The following is a 13027-nucleotide window of genomic DNA, read 5'->3' on the forward strand; positions in this document are numbered from 1 at the left end:
TAGCTTTGGTTTACACTCTATTAAAGCCAGTCAATTATAAATGAGCCTTCGATTCATTAGCATTATTCTTATTTTATTAACGAGCAAATCTTATGCTCAAAAAAATGTAGATCCGTTTCCAACCCATAATCAAAGTCCATTAATTCATTTTTTTGGATTACCGCATCATCATGGAGGGAAGGTTTTGTCTAAAAATGATTTTACATTTGGTAATTATCTTAATGTAGCAAACAATGCGACGTCTTCCCAACTACTCACGGAAGCCATATATCTGGATGGTGAGATGTACCGTAATGATTTAGTTTTGAGGTATGGTTTATTAAATTACCTACAAATAGAGTTGAATATTCCTCTTATACGCCATTCAACAGGAGTGATGGATCCAATAATTAGCGGATGGCATCAAACATTTGGCCTACCAGGTAAAGCAAGAGAAATAATGACTAATTTTAACCTTACCTATTTGTATAGCGAGAATGAAGAGACTCATATTTTAATGAATGAGAGCAAATTGAAATTTGGTGATATTGCTTTGAAATTGGATGTGCCTTTGATAAAAAATAAAAAGAACTTATTATCCCTTAGTGCTTTTTACAAGTTTTCTACAGGGGATAAAAAGCAACTAATAGGAAGTGGTACCAATGATATTGGAATTCAATTCTCAGGTAGAATTTTACCCAGGTTTGAAAAAAAAACATTTAACTGGTTTTATTCAGCAGGATATATGCATATTGGTTCAGGAGCTCTTTTATCTGATATTGTCACCAGGAATATTGTGTTTGGAAGTGTTGGAAGTGCTTTTGATTTAAGCAAAAGTTGGGTTCCAAAGCTTCAGTTTGATTTTCATTCAGGATTTTATAAAAAATCAGCTACCAGACAGTTGGGTAGAGAATCCATTCAATTCGTATTAGGAACTGATTATTTTATTTCGGATAATTTAAATATATCACTCTCTTTTTCAGAGGATTTAATCGTAAATACTGCACCGGATTTTGTATTGCAATTTGGTGTTTCATATAAACTTTAACCCATTACAATTATGAGTATTATTGGAAATATTATTTGGATCATTTTTGGAGGCCTTTTTATCTTCTTTGAATATTTAATTGCTGGCCTTTTAATGTGCTTCACCATTGTTGGAATTCCTTTTGGAATTAAAATTATGCAATTATCCATTTTGGGATTGGCACCTTTTGGTCAGAAAGTTGAGTACAACGATCATGCTGGAGGATGCCTGAGCATTATTTTGAATGTGATTTGGATTTTTATTGGAGGCTTGTGGATCGCATTAACGCATTTGGTATTTGCTTTGATTTTTGCAATAACCATTATTGGAATTCCTTTCGCTGTTCAGCATGTAAAATTAGCTGGTTTTGCTCTTACACCTTTCGGAAAAAGTATTCGATAGTTTAAAAACACAAAGTTTTATAAAAAGAAATATCCCGGCCGGAGAGGCACGGGATAATCACAAAATACTTAAACAACAAACACTAACATAAACGTTCCTTAACGCGTATGGAGAGCAAATGTGAGAAAAATTTTTTGGATATGAAAATGATTCGGTCTTTATAATGTCAAAAATATCAAATACTTACACCGAAAACGTTTGTATGAACCTTATTTATTTTCAATTTAAATACTGACAAGTCTTTTTTTCGATAAAAAATATGAAATTGCTCCACGTGGAACATTCTTTAAATCTTTTCTGATTCATTTTCAGTTGGTTTACAATAATGCTATAAATCGTATTTTCTAATATCTTTGCATTTTTAATCAAAATATTGCACAAAATTGAATCCTCTTAAGAAACTTGCTGGCGAAACAGCCATTTATGGCGTAAGCTCCATTGTTGGTCGATTTTTAAATTGGTTATTATTTCCAGTCTACACCTATATTTTTGCACCTGATGAGTATGGGATTGTGGCTAATTTAATGTCGTATGTGGCTTTATTTTTAGTGCTTCTTACCTACGGGATGGAAACCGGCTATTTCCGTTTTGCAAACAAGGAAGGCAAGGCAGAAATCACATTTACAACCGGATTCTTAAGTTTAAGTTCATCCACACTTGTTTTTTGGCTACTGATTTTTGTTTTTTTAAATCCATTGGCCGATTATTTACAAATATCAGAACACAAAGAGTATATAGTATTGTTGTCAGCTACATTGGGTTTAGATGCCATAACAGCCTTGCCGTTTGCTAAACTAAGACTACAGAATAGAGCTTTCCGCTATGCGGGACTTAAGCTCATAAATATATTCGTTAATGTAGGTATTAACTTGTTTTTCTTGGTTTTATGTCCTTGGATTCATGAAAAATTCCCGAATATTCCAATCGAATCCATATGGAATCCTAATATTGGTGTAGGCTATATATTTATCGCATACTGTGTAGCTTCTGTGATCAACTTTTTATTGTTATTGCCAGATCTTAAATCTGTAAAATTTAAAATGGACTCTAGCTTACTTAAGGAGATTTTATCTTATTCCTGGCCAATATTAATCGTAAGTGTTTGTGGTCAGATCAATTTAAATTTGGATAAGATGTTAATGCCGAACCTGATTCCGGAAGCCATGGATCCAATGTATCAAACGGGGATTTATGGTGCGAATTACAAGTTGGCAGTTATCATGACCTTATTTATACAAGCATTCAGATATGCATTTGAACCTTTCTTTTTTGCACAAGCAAAGCAGGAAAATTCAAAGCAGGTTTATGCTGACGTGTTGAAGTATTTTACCCTATTCTGTTTATTGATTTTCTTAGGTGTAATGTTTTACATAGACATTGTAAAACTACTGATTAAATCGAATTATCATGAGGGCTTAAGCATTGTTCCTTATGTGCTTCTTGGGAATTTGTTCTTTGGTGTTTTCTTTTCTTTATCTCTTTGGTACAAGTTAAGCGATAAAACAAAATATGGAGCAATTATGGCTATTATTGGATCGGTAATTACCATCGTTCTAAATATTATTCTGGTTCCTAAAATTGGTTATCAGGGAGCTGCTTATGCAGTGTTTATTTGCTTCGGTATAATGATGGTTGTTTCCTATTTATTGGGACAAAAACATTATCCAGTTCCATACGATATTAAAAGAATCCTTTTCTATTTCATTTTTGCAATGGTTCTTTTTGCATTGGGTTCTCAAATAACAATTGAAAATCAATGGCTTAAAATGCTTGCGAAGACACCGCTATTATTGGTTTTTATTGCCCTTGTAATTCAAAAAGAACAATTATGGCAAATGCTGAAAAAGCGCTCAAAATAAATAAAAACCACACTTTCTTAATCGCTAATTTATCTTTCATAAGAGAGATGAATAATGTATCTTAGCCAATCGATAAAATAGAGTGTAAAAACTTCAAAATAAAAGCACATGAAAGTAAAAATCGTTAATAAATCGAAACACGATTTACCTAAATACAGCACTGAATTATCAGCTGGAATGGATTTAAGAGCAAATCTTAATGAGCCGGTTTTTCTTAAATCATTGGAAAGAAAATTGATTCCTACTGGTTTATTTATTGAATTACCAGCCGGTTATGAAGCTCAAATTCGTCCAAGAAGTGGAATGGCATTAAAAGAGGGGATTTCAGTTTTGAATACACCAGGAACGATCGATGCGGATTACCGTGGCGAAATAGGTGTGATCCTGGTAAATCTATCCAATCAGGTTGTAGAAATTAACGATGGTGATAGAATTTGTCAAATGGTTATTGCAGCGCACGAAACGGTGCAATGGGAGCCAGTTGAAGATTTAGAAGTATCGGAGCGCGGTGCTGGCGGATTTGGTCACACAGGAAAAGCTTAATCGTTAAAAAACATTAATTCGGATTGATTCTTAAGCCGAAATCTTAAATTTGATCCGAATTTTAGCTAATTTAAACATTACTACTACAAAGCAATGAAAATTATTGTACCTATGGCAGGAATGGGGAAGCGTATGCGCCCTCATACTTTAACAGTGCCAAAACCATTAATTCCTATTGCAGGAAAACCTATTGTTCAACGATTAGTTGAAGAAATTGCAAAAGTTTCGAATGAAAGCATCGAAGAAATTGCTTTCATTATTGGAGATTTTGGCAAGGAAGTTGAGAATCAGTTATGCGAGATTGCGGAAAATATTGGCGCAAAGTCGAGCATTTATTACCAAAATGAAGCTTTGGGAACTGCACATGCAATTCATTGTGCCGCAGAGTCTCTTTCAGGAAAAGTTGTTGTTGCTTTTGCGGATACGTTATTCAAAGCCGATTTTGTACTCGATGCCGAGGCAGACAGCGTGATTTGGGTACAGAAAGTTGAAGATCCATCGGCATTTGGAGTAGTTAAAATTGATGGTGAAAATAGAATTACTGATTTTGTTGAAAAACCTCAGGAGTTTGTTTCTGATTTAGCGATTATCGGAATCTATTACTTTAAAGATGGTGAAAACCTAAGAAGTGAATTACAGTACTTGTTGGATAACAAAGTGGTTGTGAATGGTGAATACCAGTTAACCGATGCGTTAGAAAACATGAAAAATAAAGGTTTGGTATTCAAGCCAGGTCAAGTTATTGAGTGGATGGATTGTGGAAACAAGGATGCTACAGTTCATACTAATCAAAGAATTTTGGAATATCATAAAGATGATGAATTGGTATGTGATTCATCGAATATTGAGAATTCAATTGTTATTCCTCCATGTTACATTGGAGAAAATGTGGTAATAAAAAACTCTATTGTTGGGCCACACGTATCTGTGGGAGCAGGAACAGTAGTTAGTAATACAATGGTTCGCAATACAATTGTTCAACGCCATTCGAACTTGGAACATTTAAATCTGGAAAATTCTATGATTGGAAATCATGTAGATATTCAGGGTGATGTTGCTGAGTTAAATGTTGGCGACTTTGCGAGCTTTACAAAATAGATAAAGGATGAAGGCGGGAAGAAAATTGTTATTATCAATCTTGGTTGGAGGCTGTGTTTTATGCAGCGTTCCTTCTCATGCAAAGAGTGTAAAATCTACCAAAAAAGATAAGCTTCAAAAAGAAGTAAAACTTACAGAACAGCAAAAGTTGGAGTTCGATTACGCTTTTGCCGAGGCCACCAAAGCCATTTTACTTGGTGAGGTAGAAAAAGGGATTTCTTTGTATGTTTCCTGCCTTAAAATAGATCCTTCGAGTGCTGTTGTACGATACGAATTAGCGAACATCTATCTAAGTAAAGAAAACTACAACAGTGCTCTTGAATTGGCTCGTGGAGCAGTAGAACAACAACCTCGTAACCTTTGGTATCAGATTCAGTTGGCAAATATTTACCAAAAGAAAGGCATGATCGATCATGCTTGTAAGGTTTACGATGAATTGATTGAAATGTATCCGGAAAGAAATGATTTCTTTTACCTTCAAGCTGCTTTGTATGCTTCGGTTGAAAAGTTTGAGGAAGCAATAAAGGTTTACGATCGCTTAGAAAAAAAAGAAGGAATTCAGGAAGGTGTTTCTCTTGAAAAAGAAAGACTTTACATTAAAATGGGAGATAAGAAATCGGCCTATGCAGAAGTGCAAAAGTTGATTAAAAAATATCCGTATCGTGCCGATTTTTATGGAATGTTAGCTGATTTATATTTGGGCGATAACGAAGAGGAAAAAGCCTTTAAACAGTATCAGGAAATTTTGAAAATTGATCCGAATAATGGTTTGGTTCATTTTTACCTGGCTGATTTTTACAGAAAAAAAGGTGAAATCGACAAGGCAAATGCTTCATTAGTAAAGGCTTTCGAGCAAGAAGAGGTACAGGCCGATCAGAAAATACAGTATTTAATTGCCATGCTAATGGCCCCTGATCAACCTGAATTGTCCGACGATTATTTGAAATCTTTACTTGACACTTTAGTAAAAGTGCACCCTGGACATGTTCGTGTTCATGCATTATATGCCGACTTTTTAAGAAAAAGAAAAGACAATGAAGGTGCTAAATACCATCTGGAAAAAGTATTGGAAGAGGAAAAATCCAATTATGTAGTTTGGGAAGAGTTATTGCTCATTTATAATGAACTATTGGATTTTGATGGGATGTTAAAAGTAAGTACTGAAGCATTAACATATTTTCCAAGTCAACCTCTGTTGTATGTATTTAAAGGAGTAGCAGCAGCTCAAAAGAACGATTATCATACTGCTATTAGTGCATTCGAAAATGGGATGCTATATGTTGGCGATAATATAAGGTTGCGCATTCAGTTTAGAACTTATATGGGTGATGCTTATTACCAAAATGGTGATGCTAAAAAGGCATTTAAAGCTTACGATGAAGTTCTCTTGTATGAACCTGATAACGTGATCGTATTGAATAATTACAGTTATTACCTTTCGGTTCGTGGAGAACAGCTTGAAAAGGCAAAGAAGATGAGTTCAAAATGTATTGAATTGGAAGCAGAAAATGCGACTTATTTAGATACTCATGCATGGGTTTTATACCGATTGGGAGAATACAGTGAGGCAAAGGAAATCATGGAAAAGGCCTTGCAATTTGGAGGCAATGATTCAGCAGTGCAAGTAGAACATTACGGCGATATTCTTTTCAGACTGGGCGAAGGTGAGAAAGCCATGGAAGAGTGGAAGAAAGCAATGGATTTGGGCGAAGGTTCGGAATACTTAGCAGAAAAAGTAAAAACAGGAACTATTCCTGAAGAAAAAGAAGATGAAGAATAAATTACATTCAAAAATATACCTGGGAGCCATGGTTTTAATCATGGCTTTTATTCAGTTTTCCTGTAAAACAACTTACGATCTTGGTGTAATAAAAGCTAAACCAATGTCGGATGCAAAGTTGTATAGAAATTTAATTGACAGTAGTTTACATTATAATACCTTATTCGTAAAGAAATACTCGGCCAATTATACTGTTGATGGTGTAAAAAAGAGCTTTAAAGGAGCAATTAAAATTCAGAAAGACAGTTTGATTTGGATTTCAATTACTGCTCCGGTTGGAGGTCTGGAAGTTGCTCGCTTAATGATTACTCAGGATTCTGTTAAGATGATTGACAGGATGAAAAAGAAATACTTTATAGATGACTATGATTTCTTTAGAGAAAAACTGAATGTAGACTTAAATTTTAAATCGCTTCAGGCAATTCTTACCAACTCAGTTTTTCAGGCAACAAATGGGGAAAAAGAAAAATCTTTTATTCGTAGTTTTAATGGACGAATTGTTGATAATATGTACGTTTTCACCTCTGAAAAATCACGAAAAGTTGATCGTAAACTTCGTAAAGATAAGTTGAAAAGACTGTCTCGATTTGGTTACCAAAGAGTTGATATTGACCCATCTTTAATGAGAATTACAGATGTTTTGGTTAAGGATTTTGTTGATTTACGAGATGTAAGCGTAAAATACCGGGATTTTAAAATGTATGAAGATCGTAAATTTCCACAGCGATTAAGTTTCGAGGTTGTTGATCCGAAACATTTATTATCTTGTAGTATTAAATTTAATAAGATTACTTTCGATGATGAATTGAAATTTTCATTTAAAATTTCAAGTAAGTACGAAAGAATATATCCTTAAAATAGATTATGGGCGTTTCAAGAAAAAGATTCTTTAAATTTCCGCTGTGCATAATTATTCTACTGATAACTTTATCTGTAGAAGGATTTTCGCAGACAAGTATGTCGACATTAAAAAAGCGAAAAGAACAGAACGAAAAAGACATTGCATATACAAATACGCTCATCAAAAGCACAGTAAAAAACAAGAAAGTAAGCTTGGGGCGATTGAATTTATTGAACCAAAGAATTCGATCACGACAATCATTAATAAGTTCTATCGAGAATGAAATAAGCTACATCGGCAAACAGATTCTCCAAAAGAATAGAGAAATCTCGAAATTGGAAGATGAATTAGAGAAGCTAAAAAAACAATATGCCAAGGTTATTGTTTACGCTCACAAGCAAAAAAATTCCTACGAAAAATTAATGTTTTTACTCTCTTCCAAGGATTTTAATCAAGCCTACAAACGATACAAATACCTGCAACAATTTTCGGAGTACAGCAGAAAACAAGGAAAAACGATTGGAGTTAAAAAAGATTCCTTATCGGCAAAAATTGTGGAATTAAATAAGGTTAAGGCCGAAAAAGTTAGTCTTTTGGCACAAAAAACTGAAGAAAACAACAAGTTATCTGCCGAAAAATCGCAACAATCAGCCCTGGTTCAGAAGTTAAAAAAGCGCGAAAAACAACTTCGTGATGATTTGAGAAAACAAAAAAGATACGCCCAAAAACTACAAAAGGAAATTCAAAGAATTATAGAACGACAGGCTCGATTGGCCAAAAAATCGAGTAAATCTTCAGGAAAATATGCGATTACTCCAGAGGACAAAACACTTTCCATATCCTTTGATAAGAATAAAGGAAAATTGCCTTGGCCAACCAAAACCGGTTTTATTTCCGAAAAGTTTGGAGAGCATCCACACCCGGTTTTAAAGCATGTTACTGTTCGAAACGATGGTGTTAATATTACTACAGATGCTAAATCGGATTGTAGGTCGGTGTTTAAAGGTGAGGTTACTCACATTCTTTCCATGCCTGGTTTAAATAATGTTGTGATTATCCGCCATGGTGAGTTCTTCTCGGTATATTCAAATTTGGCGAGTGTAAATGTAAAAAAGGGAGATGTAGTTCAATCAAAAGAAAAAATAGGTGTAGTTTACACTGATAATACACAAGACCAAACAGTATTAAAATTCCAATTGTGGAAGGGAAGTAGCAAATTAAATCCTGCACAGTGGTTGTATCGTAACTGATTGTATTGCGTAGAAGATAAGTAATGGAAAATAATCGGGATATTTTTATTGCGAAACTGGATCGTTTTATTCGCAAATACTACCAAAATTTACTATTACGTGGATTTCTGCTATGTACTGTATTGCTTTTAAGTTACTGTTTCCTAATCTCTTTTTCCGAATATTTTTTATACCTATCGGTAGCTGTTAGAACGACATTAATCTTTTTATTTTTTGTATTAATTATTGTTTTAGGATATCAGTTTCTAATTCGTCCAATTGTTGGATTATTTAAAATTGGAAAACGAATTTCGTATCGACAAGCAATTGATATTATTTCAACACATTTTCCAAATCTTCAGGATAAACTAATCAATACCCTTGAATTAACGGAGCAAGCCGAACAATTGAATCAAAATGAGAATTCTTTGCTCTTGGCCAGTATCCATCAAAGAATCGAATCGGTTAAAATTATTCCTTTCCGAAAAGCAGTTTCGTTTAAGGCAAATTATAAATATTTAAAGTACCTTTTTGCCATTGCAACTGTAATTGCTTTAGTACATTTTTTAATCCCTGATATGTATTCAAACAGTACGGAAAGACTTGTTAATTACCGTACAAAATACACGCCTCCTGCCGATTTTTCATTTGAGTTGGATCATTGGACTGGTAGAGCAGTTAAAGGCTCAAATTTTAGCTTAAAAGCTCACACCAAAGGGAAGTACATTCCAAGTGAAGTGTACTTGCTTACAGACAATTCGAGGTTTTTGATGAAAAAAGAAAATTCGATAGAATTTTCCTATTTATTTCGAAATATCAACACAGATATCAAATTTCGACTACAATCAGGAAAGGTAATTTCTGAAGAATTTAAAATTGAAGTGATTTCGAAGCCAGGCATTAAAAATTTTTCTATTTCAATAAAATCTCCAGCCTATACAAAATTGCCTTTACGGATTGAAAAAAACATCGGAGATGTCAGTGTACCAGAGGGTTCGGAATTGGAGTGGATGTTTGAAACTGACTTTTCAAGTGCAGGAGAATTAATTTTTTCTGATTCACTGAATCCTAGCCCGGTAATTTTAGATGGAAATAGACTTAAATTTTCACGAAAAATCAGGAAACCAAACTCATATAGAATTTATCTAAGTAATAATGAATTTAATAGAGAATCCTATGCAAAATACAATGTCGATGTAATTCCTGATTTGTATCCACAAATTAAAATTGCAAGTATGCAAGATTCTTTGATCGAATCGGGATATTATTTTCGTGGTCAGATAAAAGATGATTATGGATTTTCAAAATTGAGATTTGTATACGAAGCAGATAATTTATCTCCGGTTTACATTCCAATATCTTTGAATCGAAAATTAAGTGCACAGGAGTTTTTCTTCTCTTTCGATTTTGCATCTGAAAATTTTCAAGAGGGAAGCAACGTAAAATATTATTTCGAAGTTTTCGATAATGATGGTATTAATGGAGCAAAGAAAGTAAGTTCACAACAATTCAATTATTACATTCCTGATTCGAAACAACTTTATGATTTGAACTCTGCTGTCCAGGATAGTATTGGAAGTAAAATTAACCAGAGTATTCAATTAAGTGAATCCATTCAACAGGATATTTTACGCATGCAAAAAAACACATTGGATGGGACGGCAGAGAAATGGCAGCAGGAACAATTGCTTAATGAGATAGGAAATAAGAAAAAGCAGTTAGATAATTTGTTGCAAGAGGTGATCCAGGAAAATCAGCGTAAAAATCGTTTGATGAACTCAGCCGGAATGGATGATCCACTTTTAATGGAAAAGCAAAAGCAAATAGAAGATTTGCTTGAAAAAATAATGGATCCCGAACTACAGAACTTGTTTGATGAGTTCAATAAATTAGCCGAAGATCTTAATTCTGAAAACATCAATAAGTTAGGAAATCAGCTAAAAATGTCGGTTGATGATTTTCAAAAACAATTGGATAGGAATCTGCAATTGCTTGAAAGATATGAGATTGAAGTTCGCGTTCAGCAATTGACAGATCGAATTAATACATTGGCTGAACAGCAAGATATATCTGCGGATAAGAATCGACGAGATGCTGAAAAAATAAGGCAAGATCAGAAGTTGGGAGAGGAAAAGTGGAATGAATTAAAAGAAGATTTAAAAGATGTTCTTGATAAAAATTCCTCTATTCAGAAACCATATGATTTCGATGGAGATTTAAATGATCTTCAGGATGAAATTGATGAAATGATACGAGAATCAAATCAATTTTTTGAGAACAATAAATTTGGTAAAGGGGCAAAGAATATGAAAAACACCTCTTCCAAACAGAGGAGTTTTGCTCAAAAACTGAATGATAATATTGCCAATAGTACTTCAGCGCAAATGACTGCTGATATTGGAAATTTAATTCGATTGATGAATAATTTGATTGAATTTTCTTTTCAGCAAGAAGAGGTTTTAAAGAGCTTTAAAAGAATTGGATATTTAAATCCAAAGTATGTTGAAATGATTGAAAAACAAGGTGATCTGAAAGAAGAATATGCTCTTATACAAGATTCTTTAATCACCTTATCAACCAGGTCACCTCAGGTTGCCTCATTAATTGGTAATCGAATATTCAATATCGAAAACGAGCTTGAAAAAGTCATTACTGAAGCAAGTGAGAGAAGAAAAATACAAGCAGCTACAGCGCAACAAAAAGTTTTAACTGACGTTAATGAGTTAAGTGTATTTTTGTCGGAAGCCTTGAAACAGATGATGGAGCAAATGGCAAATGCTATGCCTGGAGATCAAATGGGAGATAAGAAAGGTGGACAACCATCTTTCTTAAATTTGAAATCTGATCAAAAATCGCTAAAAAAAATGCTGGAGGAATTAATTTCTGATATGAAAAAAGGAAAGTCGGGAAAAGAGTCCAAAGAGAAATTAGGAAAATTTCTACAGCAACAAGAAATGTATCGTCAAAATTTGCAAGAAATGCTTCAAAATGGAGGTCTTGGAAACGAAAGTGAGAAAATCTTACGTGAAGTAACCAAAATGCTTGACCAAATGGAGTCGGACATTTCTAATTTTTCGATAAATTCGAATATGATTTTACGCCAAAATCGTATTTTTTCAAAATTATTAGAAGCTGAAAATGCCCATAGAGAAAAAGATTTTGATAAAAAACGAGAAAGTAATTCAGGAAATATTTTAAAATTGAGTAACCCTAGAGAAATATTTGAGTATAAAAGAGTACGAACGGATTTTGAAGGAGTATTCTATGACTCAAACGTAAAATTGTTCGACTATTATAATAAGTTGTACTTGGATTATATGATAAAACTTAATAATGACTAAATCTGATAACTTGTTGGTATTTCCATCTGAACTAGAAAACATAAGTAGGGTTGAAAGATTAATAGATGATATTTCATCTTCCTACAATTTAAGCTCTGAAATTTACGGTAAGATTTCAGTTGCCATTATTGAAGCTGTTAATAATGCCATTCTTCATGGTAATAGATTAGATGTCTCAAAAAACGTAAAAGTTGAGTACAACATCAATGAAGAAGCCATTCAGTTTATTGTTGAAGATGAAGGATCTGGCTTTGATTTTGAAAATATTCCTGATCCAACTTTACCTGAAAATATTGAAAAAACTCATGGTAGAGGTATTTTTCTTATGAATCATTTAGCTGATGATATTGAATTTTGCGAAAATGGCGCATTAGTTGATATGAAATTTAGATTTGCATAGATGTTGATTACATATAATTCGTGTGAAACAGAAATTCCCGCGATTGATCAAAAACGCATTAGCGATTGGGTCAGTCGCGTTGTCGTTAATAATGGCGGCGAAATAGGAGAGGTAAATTATTACTTTTGCTCCGATGATTACCTGTTGGAAATGAATCGTGAACACCTTAATCACGATTATTATACAGATATAATAACCTTCGATTACACCGTAGCTAATATTATCTCGGGAGATCTTTTTATAAGTGTTGATACAGTACGTGATAATGCGGAAGAGTACAAGTGCGAGTATTTAGAGGAACTCCATCGTGTTATTATTCATGGTATACTGCATTTGTTAGGTATTGATGATAAAACTGATGAAGATCAGGCGATCATGACACAAAAGGAGGATGAATCATTAGCATTACTTTCCAAGATTATTTAAATTTGTGAAATTTTTTAATTTATTTTGCTGGATTACAAGATGTTAGAAAGCGCTGTTGTTTTCTAGTATTTTGATATTCAGTGGATTAGTTTAATTTATTTA

At 33.5% G+C, this 13027-nt stretch carries 11 protein-coding genes; all 11 read left to right on the forward strand.

The annotated features are described in order from the left end of the window. Window positions 1-40 precede the first annotated feature (40 nt). The 11 genes from NQ163_RS09540 (at window position 41) to ybeY (ending at window position 12925) form a co-directional block, all read left to right on the forward strand. Complete coding sequence (locus NQ163_RS09540) at window positions 41-1027, forward strand: DUF3187 family protein (RefSeq protein ID WP_268190115.1); 987 nt, start codon at window positions 41-43, stop codon at window positions 1025-1027. 12 nt (window positions 1028-1039) lie between these two features. After that, on the forward strand, window positions 1040-1408 hold the full coding sequence (locus NQ163_RS09545; protein ID WP_268190116.1) for a YccF domain-containing protein: 369 nt from the start codon (window positions 1040-1042) through the stop codon (window positions 1406-1408). A gap of 383 nt (window positions 1409-1791) precedes the next feature. Beyond that, on the forward strand, window positions 1792-3267 hold the full coding sequence (locus NQ163_RS09550) for an oligosaccharide flippase family protein (protein WP_268190117.1): 1476 nt from the start codon (window positions 1792-1794) through the stop codon (window positions 3265-3267). Between the two features lie 108 nt (window positions 3268-3375). Continuing rightward, a complete protein-coding gene (gene dut / locus NQ163_RS09555) occupies window positions 3376-3810 on the forward strand; it encodes a dUTP diphosphatase (protein WP_268190118.1) in 435 nt (144 codons plus the stop codon). A gap of 93 nt (window positions 3811-3903) precedes the next feature. Next, complete coding sequence (locus tag NQ163_RS09560) at window positions 3904-4908, forward strand: sugar phosphate nucleotidyltransferase (RefSeq protein WP_268190119.1); 1005 nt, start codon at window positions 3904-3906, stop codon at window positions 4906-4908. A gap of 7 nt (window positions 4909-4915) precedes the next feature. Continuing rightward, window positions 4916-6688 carry a tetratricopeptide repeat protein gene (locus NQ163_RS09565; RefSeq protein WP_268190120.1) on the forward strand — a complete coding sequence of 591 codons (1773 nt, stop codon included), beginning with the start codon at window positions 4916-4918 and terminating at the stop codon, window positions 6686-6688. Continuing rightward, window positions 6678-7544 (forward strand): DUF4292 domain-containing protein, encoded by an 867-nt coding sequence (locus tag NQ163_RS09570; RefSeq protein ID WP_268190121.1) that lies wholly within the window; start codon window positions 6678-6680, stop codon window positions 7542-7544. Before NQ163_RS09565 ends, NQ163_RS09570 begins: the two co-directional genes overlap by 11 nt. Window positions 7545-7645: 101 nt before the next feature. After that, the gene (locus NQ163_RS09575) at window positions 7646-8779 is read left to right on the forward strand and encodes a murein hydrolase activator EnvC family protein (protein ID WP_268190122.1); all 1134 of its coding nucleotides are present in this window, start codon (window positions 7646-7648) and stop codon (window positions 8777-8779) included. Window positions 8780-8802: 23 nt separating this feature from the next. Next, window positions 8803-12099: a DUF4175 family protein gene (locus NQ163_RS09580; RefSeq protein ID WP_268190123.1), complete on the forward strand. Its 3297-nt coding sequence runs from the start codon at window positions 8803-8805 to the stop codon at window positions 12097-12099. Then, the gene (locus NQ163_RS09585; protein WP_245996561.1) at window positions 12092-12499 is read left to right on the forward strand and encodes an ATP-binding protein; all 408 of its coding nucleotides are present in this window, start codon (window positions 12092-12094) and stop codon (window positions 12497-12499) included. Before NQ163_RS09580 ends, NQ163_RS09585 begins: the two co-directional genes overlap by 8 nt. Further along, window positions 12500-12925, forward strand: coding sequence for an rRNA maturation RNase YbeY (ybeY, locus tag NQ163_RS09590; protein WP_268190124.1), 426 nt, complete (start codon window positions 12500-12502; stop codon window positions 12923-12925). Window positions 12926-13027 lie beyond the last annotated feature (102 nt).

Origin of the sequence: Marinifilum sp. D737 (genome assembly GCF_026672275.1) — a bacterium.
Taxonomy (GTDB): domain Bacteria; phylum Bacteroidota; class Bacteroidia; order Bacteroidales; family Marinifilaceae; genus Marinifilum.

Excerpts from the sequence above, each read along its gene's own strand:
- NQ163_RS09540 (WP_268190115.1), top strand. The coding sequence starts at position 41 with ATGAGCCTTCGATTCATTAGCATTATTCTTATTTTATTAACGAGCAAA.
- NQ163_RS09545 (WP_268190116.1), top strand. The coding sequence starts at position 1,040 with ATGAGTATTATTGGAAATATTATTTGGATCATTTTTGGAGGCCTTTTT.
- dut (WP_268190118.1), top strand. The coding sequence starts at position 3,376 with ATGAAAGTAAAAATCGTTAATAAATCGAAACACGATTTACCTAAATAC.
- NQ163_RS09560 (WP_268190119.1), top strand. The coding sequence starts at position 3,904 with ATGAAAATTATTGTACCTATGGCAGGAATGGGGAAGCGTATGCGCCCT.
- NQ163_RS09565 (WP_268190120.1), top strand. The coding sequence starts at position 4,916 with ATGAAGGCGGGAAGAAAATTGTTATTATCAATCTTGGTTGGAGGCTGT.
- NQ163_RS09570 (WP_268190121.1), top strand. The coding sequence starts at position 6,678 with ATGAAGAATAAATTACATTCAAAAATATACCTGGGAGCCATGGTTTTA.
- NQ163_RS09575 (WP_268190122.1), top strand. The coding sequence starts at position 7,646 with ATGTCGACATTAAAAAAGCGAAAAGAACAGAACGAAAAAGACATTGCA.
- NQ163_RS09580 (WP_268190123.1), top strand. The coding sequence starts at position 8,803 with ATGGAAAATAATCGGGATATTTTTATTGCGAAACTGGATCGTTTTATT.
- NQ163_RS09585 (WP_245996561.1), top strand. The coding sequence starts at position 12,092 with ATGACTAAATCTGATAACTTGTTGGTATTTCCATCTGAACTAGAAAAC.
- ybeY (WP_268190124.1), top strand. The coding sequence starts at position 12,500 with ATGTTGATTACATATAATTCGTGTGAAACAGAAATTCCCGCGATTGAT.